The organism is Vibrio glycogenivorans (assembly GCF_051660965.1).
Taxonomy (GTDB): Bacteria; Pseudomonadota; Gammaproteobacteria; order Enterobacterales; family Vibrionaceae; genus Vibrio.
The window spans coordinates 780,818-799,917 of record NZ_JBPVIS010000002.1; the positions used below are offsets into that span (position 1 = coordinate 780,818).

A 19,100-nucleotide genomic window follows, 5' to 3' on the forward strand; every position below is an offset into this window, starting at 1 on the left:
CAATACCCCAGCCCTAATAAAATAGACATAGCAGCCTCGTACAAATAACGTTCTCTAAGAAAGACTGACCTCTCATACAACGTAGTACCTTGTGAACAAATCGAGCAATAAAATTCCGAACCAATTTTCAAAGCTCTTTAACCAAGCATTAGGATCATATTTATAGTTGATTTAATTTTCCACTTATCAATTCCAAGAGTAAATATAGGCCATCATACCCGACTTCCTTTGTTACATTTGTTACACACCCCCATGCGCATAACAATTTCGATATCTAAGATTTCACTAATGATAATAGTGAGCTAACTCTCAGAATTTCAGTTTTCCTTCTGATTCAGTAGCGTAGATATCCTGCCCACAATTCACACAAAGCCTGTTAAATCAACACATTAGATAACGGTTGCACTTTGAGGTGAATTTTATAACTCACAGTTTATTCGAATAATTATTTCGCTTTACCCGATGTGATCGAAGTCTTTGCTTACAAAACATCACACTTTGACATGTATCTACGGTGTTAAATCCTGCTTATCGGACTAATCTAGGCATGTCTTTGAGTAAGGAGAGCTATTTATTAAAACAGCACCTTCCTTATTCAACTGTCAGCTAACCAGTTATTTATCCAACAAGCTAAATAACTAAAAAACTCTTCCTTTAAGTAGTAATCAAGGAACTGTGATGTCGCAGAGTCTTTTAAGATACACCAACATACTCAGTATTGTGGGTGATTTGATTAAGGTAGAAGTACCCAAACTTAATAGCGAAAATGCCACAGCCAAATATGGCGATCTTGCGATGATTGAGCAAGATGGTGAGAACTATTCATTAGCGCAGATCATTAAGATTGATGATGAAGAGGTCTCATTGCAGGTATTTGCAGGCTGTAAAGGTCTATCGACCAATGCCGCAGTCTGTTTTCTAGATCAGCCGATGAAGGTGACTTACTCACCGAACATTCTTGGGCGTATTTTCAACGGTGCAGGTAATGCTATCGATAATGGCCCAGAGCTCGAGACCGATCCCAAGGTCGAGATCGATGGCCCCTCAGTCAACCCAGTCCGGCGCACACTGGCTTCACGTATGGTACGTACCAACGTGCCGATGATTGACGTGTTTAACACCCTAGTAGAATCGCAGAAAATCCCTGTGTTCTCTGTCGCGGGTGAGCCATACAACAAGTTCCTTTCTCGAATTGCGATCCAGGCAGAAGCAGATATCGTTGTTTTCGCAGGTATGGGCCTTATCTATGACGATTACCATTTCTTTAAAACCCAGTTTGAAGAGGCCGGTGTTTCCTCGCGTACTGTGATGTTTGTTAACCAAGCCTCTGACCCAACGGTTGAGCGTCTGCTTGCACCCGATATGGCGCTATCCGTGGCTGAGCACTTTGCTGTAGGTGAGAGCAAAAACGTGCTGGTTTTGCTTACCGACATGACCTCATATGCCGATGCGATGAAAGAGATTGGTGTCTCTATGGACAAGATCCCGTCAAACCGCGGCTATATGGGTGACTTGTACTCGCAACTCGCTAAGCGTTATGAAAAAGCGTGTGATTACAAGGGCGCAGGCTCAGTGACTTTGCTCGCGGTTACAACGATGCCAGGTAATGATGTTACGCACCCAGTGCCCGATAACACTGGCTACATCACCGAAGGTCAATTCTACCTGCACGATGGTGTGATTGACCCGTTTGGCTCGCTATCTCGCCTTAAGCAGATGGTGGTTGGTAAGCAGACACGTGAAGATCACGGCGCGCTGATGGATGCCCTGATCCGTCTTTATTCAGAGGCCGTTGAAGCCAAACAAAAAGAGGCGATGGCGTTTGAGCTCTCTGATTACGATCGCAAAACCCTTAAGTACGGCGACCTGTTTAAGAAAAACTTTATGACGTTGGATGTCGATATGTCATTGGAAGATGCGCTCGACCTTGGCTGGAAGATTCTTGCAGACTGCTTTGAGGCGGAAGAAACGCTGATCAAAGATAGCCTACTAGAGCACTACTGGCCATCGAACCAAGCTTCCCAAGTAGAAGCGGAGGTTTAATCGATGTCCCAGGTAGCTTTGAACAAAAGTGCGTTAAACCAAGAAAAACGCAGCTTAAAGACATACAACCGCTACCTACCTGCGTTAGAGCTAAAGCGTCAACAATTGATGATTGAGCGTAAAAAGGCAGAGCAAGCATTGAGAGAGGCAGAGCAGCGAGTCGCTGAGCTGCGCAGTATCGTCAAAGAGGCGATACCCATGCTGGCATGCAAAGAGATAAGCGTGAACAACTTGATCAAAGTTCATAACGTCACGCTGGATACGCAAAACATCGTTGGCTGTAAAGTGCCGGTGATCAAAGACATCGACTTTGAACTCACCCCTTACAGCTACTTAGCTCGTCCCCATTGGGTTGATAGTGTTGTGCGTCAATTGAAAGAGATGGTTCGCCTGCGTGTCGAACTGTCGGTTTTTCAAAAACGCTATGAGCTGATCAGTCATGCTACTCGCGTCACCAGTCAACGAGTGAATCTTTTCTCTAAGGTACTTATTCCTGAGACAAAAGAGAACATTCGTCGCATCGGCATCTACTTGTCCGATCAAGACCGAGCCGCGGTAATGAATGCAAAACTGTCCAAGCAAAAAGTGTTAGCGCAACAAGCCAAACAGCAGGGAGGTCAAGCATGAGTATTAAATCACTAAAACGACTAACGCTTGGTGGCCAAGCCTCACGTCGTGAAGACATCCTCATTGCTCTGCAAGCGCTAGGTTGTATGCACTTGATTCCGTTAAGTGAAGACAATGCCAAAGCCAATCGTGCGATTGCGATGCAGCAGCCGACTGAGGCTAGTGAGGCCCTCGCGTGGCTCAGTCGCCTCGAACGTCGTCGCCGTCCGGTCAAAGATAAAGACTTGATCGATGTCGATGAGCTGGTGGCTGAGATCCTAGAGAACAAGCAACGCATCCGCCAGCAACAAGATAAACGCGACCTACTCAAACAGCGTTTGCAACTGTTGCGTCCGTGGGGTGAGTTTGACTTGCCTGAGCTTGCCAGCCTCCGAGGTCTGCGTTTTTGGTTTTATGTTTTGCCGCTGAAAAAATCGGCCGCTCTCTCTAGCTTGGAGGTTCCTTGGCAGGAGATCTATCGCGACCAGAAAAATGCTTACATTATCGTTGTCTCAGAAGACGAGCCCGATAGCGGCATTCTACCGGTTGAGCGCTCACGAGTTGGGCAAGATAGCTTATCTAAAGTTGAAGAGCATATCGAGATTGCCGAGCAGCACCTTGAAGATTTGTACGCCGAACGTGAAGCCTTGACTCGTTGGATTTATCCATTAAGTCAATCGCTTGCAGCCAGTCAGGATCGCGCTGAGCTTCTGCTGGCGTCTTCAGGTGTTCAAGATGAAGGGGAGTTCTTCCTCGTTCAAGGTTGGATGCCCGCTGATGCTGAAGAGGCGATTTTAGAGCTCAGCGAGATCTATGGCACCGCCGTGCTGCTTGAAGAGCCGAAGGCTGACGACCAACCGCCAACCTTGCTCGAAAACTCGGATCTGACTGGTGGTGGCGCCGAAGCGATGGGCTTTTTCCAAACGCCAAACTATCGCGCTTGGGACCCAGGCAACCTGGTGTTTTATTCGTTCTCATTGTTCTTTGCCATGATTATGAATGACGCCATGTACTCCGCTGTCTTTGGCCTGATTGTCTTCTTGTTTAGAGATAAGTTTGAGCAAAGCATCGAAGGACAGCGACTCAAGAACCTTGGTCTGTTTATGTCAGGACTTGGTGTGGTCTGGGGGATCTTGGCAGGGAGTTACTTTGGTGTAACACCGAGCGAAGGCAGCCTATTAGCTTGGCTGAATATCATTGATATGAACGATTATTCGGCAATGATGAAGCTGTCTGTGTTTATCGGTGTGATGCACCTGATCATCGCCAACGTGATGACCGCCTACATCAACCGTACTCAAACTCGCGCGCTAGCGCCCCTTGGCTGGGCAGCACTGATGTTTGGCGGCATGGTGTACTGGTTTGCCGAAACCGGCACGGTTTGGCAAGGCCTTGGCAAGTTTGTCGGCGTTGTCTGTGCGATTGGTGGTACGGGCCTGGTGTGCGTCTTTAGCAGCAACCGTCCTATCGACACGCCGAAAGGCTTGGTCCTGCGCGTACTCGATGGCGCTAAAGCTATCTATAACATCACCGGTGCGTTCGGTGACATTCTCAGCTACATGCGTCTATTCGCATTGGGTTTGTCTGGCGCGTCACTGGCGATGACATTTAACTCACTTGCAGGTCAGGCTATTGAAGCCAAACCCGTCTCCGGCGTGCTATTCGCTGGCTTGATTCTGCTTCTCGGCCATGTCCTTAACTTCGCACTCTGCATTATGAGTGGCGTGGTGCACGGCATGCGTCTCAATGTAATTGAATTTGTAAACTGGGGTCTATCCGACGAAGGATACCCGTTCAAAGCGTTTCGTAAGAAAGAGGATTAAAAAATGGAACATTTCGTTATTGCACTAGGTTGGTTAGGCGCATTCGCTCCAGTCGCACTCGGCGCTATTGGTTCAGCGATTGGTTGTTCGGTTGCCGGACAATCAGCGTGTGGCGCAATGCTGGATGTTGAGTCTGGCTATGGTAAATACATCGGTCTATCGGCAATGCCTTCTTCTCAGGTTATCTACGGCATCGTGATCATGTTTACCCTTTCGGGTATCGGCGTGACTGAAGCAACTGCGGGTGGCCTGTTTGGTATCGGTCTGATGACCGGTCTTGCACTACTTTTCTCTGCTATTTATCAGGGCCAAGCGGTATCCGCGGCGATCAACGCATCGAAGAACAAGCCAGAGGTGTTTGGTCTGTCTATCGCACCAGCGGCCATCGTTGAAGGCTTCTCTGTATTTGCTTTCGTTTTCGCTTTAGTAATGGGCGGCAACATCGGCGCTTAAGGAACGGATAATGACTACAGAAACTCAACACACTCCGGTATCTGCTGGCATTAAGCAGCTGGTAGAGACACTGCGCCAAGAGGGCGTAGAGGCTGGCCAGTTGGCAGCCGATAATATTCTTGCCGACGCGCGCAAAGAATCCGCAGCGATCGTTCGTGAGGCGGAGGAAAAAGCAGAGCTTATCCTCGCTGGCGCTAAAAGAGAAGCTGACTTTGTCACTTCAGCGGGTAAGCAAGCGTTTGAAATGGCCAATCGCAATGCGATTTTAGAGCTAAAAAGCTTCCTGCAAGACGAGTTTGCTCAGCAGATACAGGCCACCGTCGGTACTCAACTGACTGACCAAGCCTTGCTTAAGCAGATGATCCTGGAAATCGCAGGTCGCAACGACATCAGTCGCGATGAAGCACTCGATATCATCTTACCGACTAAGGTTGTGGGTCTAAGCGATCTGCAAAACAACCCTGAAGAGCTTAAGGAAGGCACCTTGATGCACTTTGCGGTTGCGCAAGCGGCAGAGATGCTCCGTGATGGCGTCACATTCAATGTCAACGACGACAACGACAGCGCGATCGTCTTCCGTCTTAAAGACAAGGACATTGAGGTTGCTCTTTCCGATGAGACTGTGACCAAGATGATGCTAAACCACCTTCAGCCTCGCTTCCGTGCGTTGCTCGAAGGGATTGTTAAATAAGCGCTGAAAGGCAGGCTTACCCTGCCTTTTCTTCCACAAGGAGCGAATATGGCCGAAAAAGCTTACCACAGTCTTTTGACGTCGCTGCCGCATATCGACTCTCTGTTTGACAGTCAGGTAACGCCAATTTCACGTTACCAGCTTGAGCGTCGTCTAAGCAGTTTGTCATTCACAGAGCGAAAGCTGCTGAGCAAAATTGAGCGCTTGATGCACTGGGATTCAGCCAAAGACGATACCAGTGATGCTGAGCTGATTAAGTTTGCTACCCGCACTCGCGACCAAGTCAATAGTAAGGTGCTCACCGAGCTTATTGACTGGCGACTCGACATGCGCACGGTGGTCGCAGCATTGCGCCGCAAACGTGCTGGCGCTGGCGCACCCTCCGAGCCACGCTGGAGCTTTGGTACCCGTTACGAGTTTATTCGTCGTAACTGGAACGTGCCCTACTTCAATCTGCAATTTACCTTTCCTTGGCTGCCTGATGTGGCCAGGTATATGGAAGCAGACCAGAGCTTTGAGCTCGAGCAAGAGCTGCTCAAGGCGGTATGGCATGAGCTTGACCGTATTGGAGCCCAACAGCGCTTCAGCTTTGAAGCCGTTGTGATCTACGTGTTGCGTTGGAACCTCGTCTCTCGCTGGACGACATACGATAACGACCTCGCTATCGAGCGCTTTGATCAGCTCGTAGAGAATGCACTGGGCGAGTTCGCCCATGATCTGCCTAATTAAGAAAACAAAACAGGTTGTTCAATGAGCACTGAAACTACTAATACTACACCGACTGCCCACGTAACTGCAGTCATTGGTGACACCCTAAAAATTCGTCTGAACCCAGAAACCAAGGGCGCCCTTATCAAGAATGAGGTGGTCTATGTTATTCCTAGCCGCAAGCAAACCGAGGGTGCTGATGAGCAGCTGATGGCGGAAGTGCTGCGCGTGAATGGCGATAGCGCTGACATTCAAGTTTATGAAGACACCCGTGGTGTCGCAGTTGGCGATGACATTATTCAAACCGGCGAGATGCTGACGGTGGATTTGGGCCCGGGCATCTTGTCGCAAATCTATGATGGCCTGCAACAGCCTCTAGAGCGCCTAGCGCAAATCCACGGCAAGTTCCTAAAACGTGGCATGCACGTTGATGCGCTTGATAAAGCCGAGACTTGGGCATTTACCGCTAAAGTCCGTCAGGGCGAAAAGCTGCTGGCAGGACAATCGCTAGGTAGCGTGCAAGAAGGCCGCTTTACTCACCAGATCATGGTGCCTTTCCACATCAAAGGCGAAGTGGAAGTGACTTGGATTCAAGAAGGTAACTTTACCGTTGATACCGTCATCGCGCACATTGTTGATGCAAAAGGCAAAGAGCACAAGCTGACCATGGTGCAAAAATGGCCAGTGCGTCAATCGATTGCCAACACATTGTCGGTAAAAGGCAACACCACACGCCAGTTCCCTTCTGAGCCATTAGTGACCACCACTCGCACCATCGATACCTTCTTCCCGATTGCGCGCGGCGGTACGGGCTGTGTTCCGGGCCCTTTCGGCTCAGGCAAAACCGTTCTGCAGCATGGTATCTCACGTTACTGTGATGCTGACATCGTTATCGTGGTTGCCTGTGGTGAGCGCGCTGGTGAAGTAGTGGAGACCATCGAAGAGTTCCCTCACCTACCCGACCCTAAGCATGGCGGCACCCTGATTGATCGCACCGTGATCATCTGTAACACCTCATCCATGCCTGTAGCCGCTCGTGAGGCGTCTATCTACACCGGCCTAACGCTTGGCGAATACTACCGTCAGATGGGCTTTAACGTACTGGTGCTGGCTGACTCGACTTCGCGCTGGGCACAGGCGATGCGTGAAACCTCTAACCGCCTTGAGGAGATCCCAGGTGAAGAGGGCTTCCCAGCCTACCTAGACTCGTCAATCAAGGGCGTTTATGAGCGCTGTGGCGTGATCAACAACGAAGATGGCGTGAATGGCTCACTGACTATGATTGGCTCGGTGTCACCAGCCGGTGGTAACTTCGAAGAGCCTGTGACTCAATCAACCCTTAGCACGGTGAAAACCTTCTTGGGTCTGTCGTATGAGCGTGCGTACAAGCGCTTCTACCCGGCCATCGATCCATTGATCTCATGGTCTCGCTACCTTGACCAACTCGAGCCTTGGTATGCGGAAAACATCGGTCCACACTGGGTTCCGACCATCAAAGAGATGAAGCAGCTGCTCGTGACTGGCGATAGCATCAGTAAAATGATGCAGGTGACTGGTGAAGAAGGTATTTCACTCGATGACTACGTGACCTATCAAAAAGCCCTACTGGTGGATATGGTCTACCTGCAACAGAATGCGTTCGACGACGTCGATGCTTCGTGTAGCTTCGAGCGCCAGCAGTTTATCTTCAATAAAGTGGTTAACATTGCGCGTAACACTTATGACTTTGAAGATAAAGCAGATGCACGTAAGTTCTTTACCGCGATGACGCGTTACTTCCGTAACTTCCACTTTGCGACGGAAAACTCGGCTGAGTACCATGACTACATTGAGCGTATTGATCAACTGCTTGAAGAGACAATGGCAGTTACAGGCTAACCAACGCCTTGATTTATTGTAGAACTATAAACAGGGATCCAATTTATATGGATCCCTGTTTTAGCTATGCTCTTCCAACATGCTTCGAAGTTGAGTTACCGTATGCTGACTAAAAACCTTAATTCCCCGACCTTCCAGCAAGGCGGCAGTAACTCCAGAGCCCACGACTTTGTTTCCACTAAATGTTCCATCGTAAATATTGCTGCTGCCACACGACGGACTGCCCTCTGCAAGCACGGCATACTTTATATGTTGCCGCTGACAAAGCGCCAACGCATTGTTTGCCCCAGCGACAAATTGAGTAGTCACATCAACGCCGTGATTTCCGACGACTTTTGACGCCCCCACCAGCACATCGACACCTTTACCTGCGATGATTTCAGCAGGCGCTCTTGGCGTGGGCAGGCCTGCCGATACTTCTGGGCAAAAGACAACTAATTCAAAGTTGGATTGCAGCCAATCCAAATCAGGCTCAGGGATTGACAAGCAGCTCGCGTTGTACCGGACTTTGTTTCCCATTAAACAGGCGCTAACTAAGACCCTTTCCAAATAAGGCTCCTTTTCATGTAAAAAGCTCTAACGCTAACTTAAGCTGTTGGACATTTGATTAGCAATCTATCATTCATTTAGCTTGAGTTGCCAATAACCGACACTGCGCTTTTCTCCAAACTTGAGGCCTATGTCGGCAAACTCACCCACTTTTGTAAAGCCAAGTCTTTCATGAAGTCGGATACTAGGATCGTTGGGTAATGCTATCGAGCCAATGACATTACCATACTGCTCATGCTTAAGTCGCTCTAGCAGTGAGCCATAAAGTGTCGAACCTAACCCATTTTTCAAATACTCGTGTGATATATAAACCGATGACTCAACGGTATAACGATAAGCACTACGCGCTTTCCATACACCAGCGTATGCATACCCTACAACGGCACCATCAACTTCCACGACTAACCAAGGCAAGCCATTGCTGCGGGTAGTGTTTATTCTTTTAGCCATTTCAATTTCTGAAATAACTTCCTCTTCGAAAGAGATAAAAGTCGACTCGATATAGTGGTTGTATATCTCTGATAGTATTCTTGAGTCTGTTAACTCAACATCCCTGATTCTCATTGACCTTCCCTAGCACTTGAACCTTGTATATCGATAATATCTGATGCAGTGTATCACCAAAAAACACTGAATCACTTTGCTAATCATAGTTTTCCGTTCAACCAACACTCACTCAATTGGCTTTCAATAAGTCATAAATAATCTTCTATCTTAGTTCAAGAGTTCTCTGCAACTCTCTCTTATCAGCTGTATACACCTTTTTATCGTGGGGTTGGACTCATGAGCAAATGAATAGAATAGAGCAAGACTCGTACGATAATCATGGACTAACTCTGCGACATTTATACGTTGAATAAGCCCCTGCTCCTCATAAATTTTCGCATCTAGGCTATTAATCACCGCCCAACCTCGATTAGCCAACAGTCGCACCATCAGATCCACACTATTGACCTCGTGACACTCAGACGAGATCTGCATGGTTTTTTCCCCTGTCACAAACACGTTACTGCTCACTAACTGAGGGTACTCGGTAAGATCTTGAATAGAAACTTGCTCTTCCTTGGTGAGCGGTGAATTGGGATGGACATAGACGCCATAACCACAACTGCCCATCCTAACCAACCCCATCCGTTCGGGCGGAGTCAGGTTACGCATCGTTGGCAACAGAGCAAAATGGGCCAAGCCTTTCTCCAACATAGTCGAAGCTTGCTGTCTGTCTCGCTGTAGCCATTTCATCGTTAAATGAGGAAACACAGCACTAATGCGTCGGTCAACGTCCGCCAAGAGTTGACTTGGTACTTGTATGTCATAACACAAGGTTAACTGAGTAAGAGCGAGGTGCTGTGTCGAGAAGGCGACAGATTCAAAATCCATCGCTTGTTTGACCAGGTGACGGGCACGTGGATAAAGGTGCGTTGCAAAGGCGGTGGGGTGCGCGCTCTTACCTTGGATAGTAAACAACGCCTCTCCGAGCACATCCTCAAGCGCCAATACATGCTCTCTGACCGTTGTGCGATCTTTACCTATCGCCCGCGAGCCAGCGCTATAGCTGCCTTGTTCATATACCGCACGAAAGCAATTAACTTGCTCAAATGTGATCATTGTCTACCCCTAGCTAATTTTGAACGTTTATCCCCATCATTATGCAATAGATATGAAAAATGAACCAACCTAAACTGCGTGCTAGTCCGACGTCTTAATCCACTTTGGTCAGACCTCCTAATCCAATAAAGGTTAAAATATGAAAAAAACACTAATCGGTAGCCTAATCGGCCTAAGCCTCTTCTCAGCTACAACAGCAGCTGCCTCAGAAATCGCGGTTATGGATACCATCCCTGCAAGCCCAGAAGCTCAAGCTACCAAAGGTAAGTGGACCCAGGCACCGTATAACAACTGGACGTTTAGAAATATGGGCTTGCACCCGAGTGTCATGGTGCCGCGTGAAGGCAGTGTTGTGGCAATCCCTGAAGCGTTAGACCCTAACATTGCAGCGCTTAAATTCGACCACCAAGGTGAAACCTACACCGTACGTGATGCGATGATCGGCGACCATACAGACGGTTATATCATCGTTCAGGACGGCAAAATTCTGCACGAAGAGTACTTCGGTGATTTCACAGAAAAAGACCACCATATGTGGGCATCGAGCACCAAATCTCTGACTGGTCAGGCTATGGGCTTACTGGTTGAGCAAGGAAAAGTCGACGTTGATGCTAAAGTTGAAACTTACATCGAAGAGCTGAAAGACACCCACTTTGGCCAGCGTACAGTGCGCGAAGTGCTGAACATGGTGACCGCGCTAAACTACTCAGAAGACTACGTCAATATGGTGCCGGGTGACTTTAGTACCGAGTATTTCCGTCGCCTTGGTTTCGTTGCTGCTTTTGACCTTGAAGCTATCGACCCAACTAAGGATGATACACCTCGTGGTCTACTGGAATTTGCGCCATTGTTCACGCAAAACCCTGACCTAGAGCCGTCTTACAAGTACGAGTACCACTCTCCTAACGTTGATGTTATTGGTTGGATCATTAGCCGCGTTTCCGGTCAACCACTACAAACCTTCATTGCAGAAAATATTTGGAGCAAATTGGGCGCTGAGCACGATGCGTTCATGATGGCAGATATGACCTTCGTTGCAATTGCCACTGGTGGTATGAACACTACGCTACGTGACTTTGCTCGCGTGGGCATGGCAATGGCGAATAACGGCCAATACAATGGCCAGCAGGTATTCTCTGAGAAATGGGTTAAAGATACCTTTGCCCTAACTGATGAAGAGAAGCTGCACACAGCACGCAGTATCTACCGCAGTGATGAAAACAGCCCAGTTTACGACCAGTGGTTAGAAGGCTACAAGAACTACCTATGGGTGCATGACAGTGAAAAAGGCATCGGTACCTTCCGTGGTGTATTCGGGCAAAACCTGTACATCAACCAAGAGAAGAACCTAGTCATTGCAACATTCTCTTCAACGCCAAGCGCCTCGAATGCGGCTCGAGAAACGAACCGCCCTCGTATGGCGGCATTTGAAGCGATTGCTGATTCAATCAAATAACTACTGATGTTAATTCGGCGATCTCTTGATTAAGCAATAGCCTCTGAGGGGCTGAGTTAGTAGACAACAATAAGGGTGGCTTGTGAACACCACCCTTATCTATTGTGGCGATGTGCTTGGCGAATATCACAGCCTAACGCCATATGAAGCTTTGGAAGCCGTAACCATTACTGCTGCCTATCAAAATTTTAAGGAAGCGGAGAAAGGCTCAATCGAGGTGGGTAAGCGTGCAAACCTTATCATTTTGGATAACAACCCGCTAGAAGTAGACCCTATGTCAATCAAAGACATCAAGGTACTTGAAACCATCAAAAACGGTAAGTCTATCTACTCGTTATAGAGTTATCGACTAGATGAAGTGCGGCGCTCGCCGCACTTCATTATAGGTTCAAGATTCAACACATTGGTATCCATTAATGCTTAGTGATCTTCAGCGGGCAAGACGCACTGAAAACAAGAACCAACCTGAACGTTAGTTTTTCTTATTTGGACTGCTACAGCTGATTATTCAAATTCTTACTTTTACTAAATATTCTCATACCAAAGCTCATGGATTAACTCAGGCTCCCGTATTGCGCCAGTCGACTCATACAATGATAAAGCCGCTTTATTTTCGACATCAGTACCGACCCATAAACTTGAAACGCCCTGACTTTTCAGAGTGCTTTTCAAACAATTCACCATTCGGGTCGCCACCCCTTTTCTTCGATAACTTGGGCATACCTCAATCTCATAAAAATAAGCCATCTGTTCGGCCCGCTCTAATCTTGGCATTATGTACGCCGTCAAAAAGCCTAAAGTGATCTGCACCAGCTAGGACATACCATGAAGTCATTTCACTTGTGTTCAGCATTACCAGTGCAGATCGCGCGTTGCAACTATGTCTTCAGGCCGATACTAGTGGCTAATATCGGCCTGACAATCATGGATGAGTAGAAAGGATAAATTGTCCAGGTCTTTCCTTAGTCAGTTTATCCCCTTCCAACACGACCTGACCGTTGACCAGGATATAATCCCAACCGGTAGCCGGCGCGAATGGGTCCATATAGGCAGCGTTACTCGATAAGTTATCTAGCTCGAACACCAGCAGGTCAGCATCAGAACCGACTTGAATTCGTCCCTTACGCTTAAACGCAGGAGCAGCCTCTTCAATCAGTCTTGCCGGGTAGTAGCTTGACATCGCGATGGCCTGCTCAAGGGAAAGCAGCTTGGTGTCTCGAACATAGTGCGTCAACAGCCTTGTAAATGAACCTGCACCGTTAGGGTTCGCCTTTACATTGGCATTTAATGTTGGCATCGCATCCGATGAAACGATCATACCCGGATAAGTCAATGCCGTTTCTAGCCACTCTTCTTTCATGTAGTGGTGAATCACCATACCGCCTGGTTCTTCACGACGTTTCTGTTCGAAGGTCTCTTTGGTCAGAAATTCGCCCGTTGCAGCCCATTGAACATCTTCGTATGAGATATCAAAAATCTCTTGCCAATCACGACCAAACACATCAGCTGAGATAGACGTTGAACCCGCTGTATATGGGAAGGCTTCAACGGTCACGTTCGCCCCTTTCTCATTGGCTTCATCGATTGCCGCAAGCCAGTTACCAATGTTGCCCATCGCGTTGGCATTAATGTGGCAAAGGTGAAGTGCTGTACCGTATTTTTGAGACAGTTTCAGTACGTCATTTAGCGGACCAATATCTCCATTAACGCCACGACGAATGTGAGCAAATAGCGGGACATTAAGATCTTTCGCTAACTTAAATACCATATTGAGCTCATCATCTGAGATAGCTTCTGTCATATAGTCCAGAGGCAAACCGATACCAATACCACCTTGGTTAATACCGTCAGTAAGGTGCTGTTTGAGCTCTTCAATTTGCTCAGGCGTCGCCTGCTGGGTAAACGCCGGGCCGGCAAATGGATGCGCTCCCTTTTCGGTCACAATGTACGACTGATCGCGACCCTCAATGACTTTGATACGCGCGGCATAAAAGCCGACCGATGCACCATAGTTCGCTCGTGCCTTGTCACGGATAAACATACCGTAATCGGTAACAGGATAAGCGCCGGCTTCCAGATCCAATGGTGTCGTCACACCATCTCTTAACTGCAGACTCTCACCGAAACTAAAAGGGGTGTGTGAATGCAAGTCGATAAAACCCGGGGCAACCACTTTGCCCTGAGCATCTATGACTTTATCACCGACGAGTTTGTCATTATTCAAAGTGACGATGCTGCCATCAACAATACCGATATTCATGATTTCATTGGTGCCGGAGGCCGGGTCAATGACTCGCCCTTGCTCAATCACCACATCATAGATAGTGGCATCTTCGGCACAAAAGCCACCAGAAGCGAATAATGCTGCTGATATTGCCACCGCTACAGATAATTGTTTTGTCATTGTATTTCTCTTTAGTAGGGTTCACTGGAAAAGTGGCACTATACTCAGCAAAAAAGTCCAGTTAAAATTCATAATGTACGGCTAGGCCGTACATTTTACGCAACGGATTTGATAAATGCTCGGACACCCTTGTGATAACAGACGATTGATATGATTAGCATAGATTTAGCAAGATACTTCACCCTTTGTTTCGAACTCGGCTCATACAGTCAAGCCTCCAGAGCAATCAACAAATCCAGAGTAACGGTAAGAGAGCAGGTAAAACAGTTGGAAGACCTTGTGGGTAGCGAGCTGTTCGAAGTACAAGGCAAGTCTTTAGTACCTAGCGTTTTTGCCAAAGCAATCTATCCAGACATGAAGCAGCTAGTTGAGCAATCAGAGCAGTTAAACGCGGTTGCATTAGCTTTATTTAATATCGACCTGACGACGATTAATATCTGTTTTGATAATTTTTTACCAAACCCGGCCATAAGGCAGGTCAACAAAATGCTCGCTCAACAGCATCCAAATATTGTCACCAATTGGCGACTAGCACCGCGCGATGAGAGCTTACAAGCCACTGAGTCTAACGAGGTTCATATTGCCATCTACCCTCATCGACAAAAACCGTATCCAACCAATCAAGTTGGCTATCAAAGGTTAGGGGATGTCTCTGTGGGGGTGTATGTTTCGGCTCACTCGGAGTTGGCTAAGCACGAAGAGGTGAGTCTAAAAAAACTCCGAGGTCACAAACAGTATATTACTGAAAACATGACCGAAGAGGGCTTGTCGATCTATTGGATATCCAATCAACGCCATAGTATTTCTAGTGGTGAATTACTGATTTCTCTTCTCCAAGATGACGGCTTTGCTGCCCTACCCAACTGGTCGGCACATCCCTATGTTCAAAGCGGACAACTGAAAAAACTCAAAGTCACAGAGATCAGTCAAGACTTGCGCCAGGGCTTAACGTTACATTTCCCAATCTCACTCAAACACAACCCGATTATCAATATGATCAAAGAGCTATTTTGCGAGCAACTGATTCAATAAACGCTAAGCTTGCGACTACCGTATTTAGCTCAGTTACTGGAGTCACTATTCAGTGCGAGCTCATCGGTAAATAGCACCTTGATACTCTCAATCAACGAGCTTAATGCTGGCTCTGCAGTATGTAATTTGTTACTGAATAGGATGTATTCAGCGACGTTGGTATTTGAAATAAAATTCAACTTTAGAGAAACTAGCCGATCGCGACTGGGGTGGTTGTTAACTAAAGCGACAGGCAGCAATGCCCACCCTGAGTCTTCCAGCATCGCCATCAGCATATCAACATTACTCACCTGTTTCGGGTGACTCTTGATTTGAGAGCGGAAAAAGACCGGAGTATCGAGGTAGTCCTCTAGCATCAAATAGCGATGCTGAGTGAGATCGTGCAAAGAGCATGGCTGCTGAGCCACTAAAGGCGAGTGCTTGCTGGTATAAATATCAATTGGCATCACACCGAGATTATAGAAGTCCACACCATGCATTGGCAGCGTGCCTCCACTGCTTAGCGCTAAGCCTATATCTGCGTCACCATTGATAAGCCCTTGATACATCGCTTTTCGATCACGTCGAAGCCATTGAATATCGACCAAGGGGAAGGCATCTGAGACCCAGCGATCAGCCCTTGCGATTAGATGTGGTGGTAACACAGCATCATGATAAACGGTCAACTGCTGACTCGCGCCCTCTGACAGGCTGTCAGCGGAATTTTGCAAATACTTAGCGTGATAAAGCAAGTGTTTGGCTTGCTCTAGTAGCACTCGCCCTTCTTGGGTTAAAACCACCCCTTTTCCAACCCGATTAAACAGAGCCAGGTTGAGATCCACCTCTAAGTTAGTCACTTGGTGATGCAAGGTTGAGCGATTCTTGCCACTCGCGCGAGCGGCATCGCTAAAAGAGCTGTTTTCAGCAACAGCGACAAAGGCAGCGATCTGCTCCAGATTAAAACGTAACAAGATGTTTCACATCGTCTCAATAGTTCGAACAAAGCTAACGTTACATTAGCGCTGCGCTTTATACAATGAGCACGTGCCAGAAAGCTGGCCGTTAATTATTCTAATAAGGTTTGAATTATGAAAAGAACATTCTTAGCAAGCTTGGTTGCCGCTCTCTCAATGTCTGCCTATGCAGATGCTGATGCAATCTATTTTGGTGGTGATATCCTGACCATGGATGACACAATGCCAAAAGTTGAAGCGGTTGCTATCAAAGATGGCAAAATCGTAGCAGTGGGGAAAAAAGACGCAATTAAGGCCGAGCATAAAGATGCGAATACCGCATTGGTTGACCTTGAGGGCCAGACCCTGATGCCAAGTTTCTTTGACGCACACAGCCACTTCCAGATGTCTGGTGTTAAGCTTGCTATGGTCAACCTAGACCCGAAACCAGCAGGCAATATTGATAGCATCAAAGATATCCAGCGTGAAATGTCTTGGGCGCTGAGTAAGCGCGATAAAGATAGCAAAGACTGGCTGATTGGCTGGGGCTATGACAACGCAATGCTTGAAGAAGGACGTCACCCTACTCGTCACGACCTTGATGCGATCTCCACAGACGTACCGATCATCGCTATTCACTTCTCAACCCACATTATCGTAGCGAATACCTACATGCTTGAGATGCTAGGTATTGATGAGAACAGCGTTGCTCCTTCCGGCGGCGTTATCCAGCGTGAAGAGGGTTCAATGCAACCTAACGGCATTCTAGAAGAAGCTGCGATTAAACCAATTCTGCTGTCTATGACCCAAGACCTTGGCGTCGATCAATCTCAAGATTTACCGCAAGACTTTATGTTTGAGCTAAGTCAGAAAATGGTTCGTGATGCTCAAGACGTCTATGCCTCACAAGGCTTCACCACAGTGACAGAGCTGGGCTTATCGCCACAAACTCAAGCTTTGTTCCAACACATGGCTGCCACTAACCAACTGAAGGTAGATGTGGCTGGCGGTATGTTCTACTTTGCTACTGACGTGGATACCGTGGTCGATAACTACTCCCCAGAGTACAATAATGGCTACCGACTAGCGGGCCTAAAAGCCAACCTTGATGGCGGCTCGCCAGGGCGAACTGCCTACCTTCGTGACCCATATCATGTTCAGCTTGAGGGTGAGCAGGACTACGTGGGCTACTCCTCGATGACCGCTGACGATCTGGCTAAGCTTGCGAGCACCTACCTAGAGCACGATATCCCACTCTTTGTTCACGCCCTTGGTGATGGCGCACTCGATATTGCTATTGAAGGCTTGAGCGTAGCGAAAAAAGCCCAACCTGGTGAAGATCGCCGCACTCAGCTTATCCACCTGCAGCAGATTCAAGAGGATCAGTTTGAGTCGCTAAAAGATCTCGATGTGACACTAACATATCAGATGGCGCACAGCTTCTACTTTGCTGACTTCCATGCGAAAAACATCTACGGACCAGAGCGAACGGCAAAACTAAACCCTGTGCAGTCTGGGATTAACCACGGCTTCTCGACCACTATTCACCACGACTCACCTGTCCACCCAGTGGATCAGTTCACTCTGATTTGGACAGCGGTTAACCGTGTGAGCCGCAGTGGCAAAGTATGGGGCGAAGATGAGCGTATCAGCGTGATGGACGCGCTTAAAGCATCAACCATCAATGCGGCTTATCAGTTCCGTGAAGAGAATCAGAAAGGGTCGTTAGAAGTGGGTAAGCTGGCGGATATGATTATTCTTGACCAAAACCCGCTGGATATTGATCCGATGAAACTCAAGGATCTACAAGTCATGGCGACCTTCAAAGAAGGTGTCGAGATTTTCCGAGCGAAATAATCCAAACCACTGGGTGGGCATAAAGCCTACCCAGTTCTCGCATCACACGATTGAGTTGGTGTGGCCTGAATATAATCAGACCACTCAGTGCTGATTGCCGATTAAAACTGATAACTCACACCCAAGCCCGCATCTATCTTAAACTTGGTCTTATCCTGGATCTGCAGCGCTGGATTTAGCTGAGCAGTTAGGTTCCATCTCGGCGCAAAACGAAAGTCTAAACCGACTGGTACTCGGACACCAAAGTCATCATTCCATTTTGTCCAACCACCGAAACCGATAAAGTAGCCAACCGGCTCACCGCTTGAAATGGCCCCTTTGGCAAAGTGGTAATCTACCGCCAGTCCATCGTTACCCACAAAGACATTGACGCTATCGTCAAACTTAAGGTTAACCCCTAAACCATAATCAACCCCCATGCCGATTTTCACCGATGCACTGGCAGGCGCTACCGCCAATCCAGCCGTCAGAGCCGAAACAATCAGCGTGAGAGAACGTGTTTTATACATGCGTTATACCTTACTTACCTGATGATGCTATTTACCAACGACTCAACACCTTTGTTTCGGGTTATTTAAGTCGCTGGCGAGCATCCAAAAACCTCCATACACTCCATGTGTGGCGATGACTTGGGTATATAGAAAACAACAGAAGTCTTTCCCTGCACTCCAAAAATCTGCAGTGATTAACGCCTAATTTGATAAACAAGCGCCATCGTTATGTAAAAGCTAACGACCGAATAATCACTTCATTTAAGTGCTCACTATTTCAATTGGAACCTTAGTCACGGTGAGTGCCAAAACACTTAAAAGCGAGGCTGTGCATAATAGCGAGTGCTTACTATGAAACGTCATAGCGAGGAAAAGATAAGGAAAAATCTTATGGAAAGAACTTATCGCAAAGAGAGGTGCCAAGCATTCTATCAAGCAAAAAAAACCGTTCAGCGCTTTAATATCGGACACACGCTGAACGGCAATAAGAAAGGTCTGTGAGTACTCGACTCTAAGACTCTATGGATATGGAGTTGGTTTGCACTAGCAACTAGTACTTGTGAACCGCCATC

At 47.5% G+C, this 19,100-nt stretch carries 18 protein-coding genes; 11 read left to right on the top strand and 7 right to left on the bottom strand.

What is annotated here, in order from left to right:
* The first annotated feature begins 678 nt into the window (after positions 1 to 678).
* The 7 genes from ACSTTG_RS08105 to ACSTTG_RS08135 are packed head-to-tail and all read left to right on the top strand — an operon-like array spanning position 679 to position 8,202.
* A complete protein-coding gene (locus tag ACSTTG_RS08105) occupies positions 679 to 2,043 on the top strand; it encodes a V-type ATP synthase subunit B (protein WP_438474403.1) in 1,365 nt (454 codons plus the stop codon).
* Between the two features lie 3 nt (positions 2,044 to 2,046).
* Complete coding sequence (locus ACSTTG_RS08110) at positions 2,047 to 2,670, top strand: V-type ATP synthase subunit D (RefSeq protein WP_438474404.1); 624 nt, start codon at positions 2,047 to 2,049, stop codon at positions 2,668 to 2,670.
* Positions 2,667 to 4,472, top strand: a complete 1,806-nt coding sequence (locus ACSTTG_RS08115) for a V-type ATP synthase subunit I (protein WP_438474405.1) — start codon at positions 2,667 to 2,669, stop codon at positions 4,470 to 4,472. The genes ACSTTG_RS08110 and ACSTTG_RS08115 overlap by 4 nt, the downstream gene beginning before the upstream one ends.
* Before the next feature lie 3 nt (positions 4,473 to 4,475).
* Entirely contained in the window at positions 4,476 to 4,925 is a 450-nt protein-coding gene (locus tag ACSTTG_RS08120) for an ATP synthase subunit C (protein WP_438457746.1), read from the top strand.
* A gap of 10 nt (positions 4,926 to 4,935) precedes the next feature.
* A complete protein-coding gene (locus ACSTTG_RS08125) occupies positions 4,936 to 5,616 on the top strand; it encodes a hypothetical protein (protein ID WP_438474406.1) in 681 nt (226 codons plus the stop codon).
* A 48-nt stretch (positions 5,617 to 5,664) separates the two neighbouring features.
* Positions 5,665 to 6,345 (top strand): DUF2764 family protein, encoded by a 681-nt coding sequence (locus ACSTTG_RS08130; protein WP_438474407.1) that lies wholly within the window; start codon positions 5,665 to 5,667, stop codon positions 6,343 to 6,345.
* 21 nt (positions 6,346 to 6,366) lie between these two features.
* Positions 6,367 to 8,202: a V-type ATP synthase subunit A gene (locus ACSTTG_RS08135; protein WP_438457743.1), complete on the top strand. Its 1,836-nt coding sequence runs from the start codon at positions 6,367 to 6,369 to the stop codon at positions 8,200 to 8,202.
* 60 nt (positions 8,203 to 8,262) lie between these two features.
* Here ACSTTG_RS08135 and ACSTTG_RS08140 read toward each other — a convergent pair whose 3' ends face one another.
* From ACSTTG_RS08140 to ACSTTG_RS08150, 3 genes are all read right to left on the bottom strand, one after another.
* Complete coding sequence (locus ACSTTG_RS08140) at positions 8,263 to 8,751, bottom strand: 2-thiouracil desulfurase family protein (RefSeq protein WP_438474408.1); 489 nt, start codon at positions 8,749 to 8,751, stop codon at positions 8,263 to 8,265.
* Between the two features lie 69 nt (positions 8,752 to 8,820).
* On the bottom strand, positions 8,821 to 9,315 hold the full coding sequence (locus ACSTTG_RS08145; protein WP_438474409.1) for a GNAT family N-acetyltransferase: 495 nt from the start codon (positions 9,313 to 9,315) through the stop codon (positions 8,821 to 8,823).
* A gap of 150 nt (positions 9,316 to 9,465) precedes the next feature.
* The gene (locus ACSTTG_RS08150) at positions 9,466 to 10,356 is read right to left on the bottom strand and encodes a LysR family transcriptional regulator (protein ID WP_438474411.1); all 891 of its coding nucleotides are present in this window, start codon (positions 10,354 to 10,356) and stop codon (positions 9,466 to 9,468) included.
* A gap of 139 nt (positions 10,357 to 10,495) precedes the next feature.
* Between ACSTTG_RS08150 and ACSTTG_RS08155 the strand changes: the two genes are divergently transcribed.
* Both ACSTTG_RS08155 and ACSTTG_RS08160 read left to right on the top strand, forming a co-directional pair.
* Positions 10,496 to 11,812 carry a serine hydrolase domain-containing protein gene (locus tag ACSTTG_RS08155; RefSeq protein ID WP_438474412.1) on the top strand — a complete coding sequence of 439 codons (1,317 nt, stop codon included), beginning with the start codon at positions 10,496 to 10,498 and terminating at the stop codon, positions 11,810 to 11,812.
* A gap of 82 nt (positions 11,813 to 11,894) precedes the next feature.
* The gene (locus ACSTTG_RS08160; protein ID WP_438474413.1) at positions 11,895 to 12,152 is read left to right on the top strand and encodes an amidohydrolase family protein; all 258 of its coding nucleotides are present in this window, start codon (positions 11,895 to 11,897) and stop codon (positions 12,150 to 12,152) included.
* Positions 12,153 to 12,337: 185 nt separating this feature from the next.
* Here the strand turns inward: ACSTTG_RS08160 and ACSTTG_RS08165 are convergent, their stop codons facing one another.
* Together ACSTTG_RS08165 and ACSTTG_RS08170 are read right to left on the bottom strand one after the other, a co-directional pair.
* A complete protein-coding gene (locus ACSTTG_RS08165; RefSeq protein ID WP_438474414.1) occupies positions 12,338 to 12,622 on the bottom strand; it encodes a GNAT family N-acetyltransferase in 285 nt (94 codons plus the stop codon).
* A 112-nt stretch (positions 12,623 to 12,734) separates the two neighbouring features.
* Entirely contained in the window at positions 12,735 to 14,216 is a 1,482-nt protein-coding gene (locus tag ACSTTG_RS08170; protein WP_438474415.1) for an amidohydrolase family protein, read from the bottom strand.
* A 150-nt stretch (positions 14,217 to 14,366) separates the two neighbouring features.
* Here ACSTTG_RS08170 and ACSTTG_RS08175 point away from each other — a divergent pair, with 150 nt between their 5' ends.
* Complete coding sequence (locus ACSTTG_RS08175; RefSeq protein WP_438474416.1) at positions 14,367 to 15,248, top strand: LysR family transcriptional regulator; 882 nt, start codon at positions 14,367 to 14,369, stop codon at positions 15,246 to 15,248.
* Positions 15,249 to 15,277: 29 nt separating this feature from the next.
* On the opposite strand, the gene ACSTTG_RS08180 is transcribed toward ACSTTG_RS08175, so the two are convergent.
* A complete protein-coding gene (locus ACSTTG_RS08180; RefSeq protein ID WP_438474417.1) occupies positions 15,278 to 16,198 on the bottom strand; it encodes a LysR family transcriptional regulator in 921 nt (306 codons plus the stop codon).
* A gap of 117 nt (positions 16,199 to 16,315) precedes the next feature.
* Between ACSTTG_RS08180 and ACSTTG_RS08185 the strand changes: the two genes are divergently transcribed.
* Complete coding sequence (locus ACSTTG_RS08185; protein ID WP_438474418.1) at positions 16,316 to 18,037, top strand: amidohydrolase; 1,722 nt, start codon at positions 16,316 to 16,318, stop codon at positions 18,035 to 18,037.
* Positions 18,038 to 18,138: 101 nt separating this feature from the next.
* On the opposite strand, the gene ACSTTG_RS08190 is transcribed toward ACSTTG_RS08185, so the two are convergent.
* The gene (locus ACSTTG_RS08190) at positions 18,139 to 18,546 is read right to left on the bottom strand and encodes a hypothetical protein (RefSeq protein ID WP_438474419.1); all 408 of its coding nucleotides are present in this window, start codon (positions 18,544 to 18,546) and stop codon (positions 18,139 to 18,141) included.
* Positions 18,547 to 19,100 lie beyond the last annotated feature (554 nt).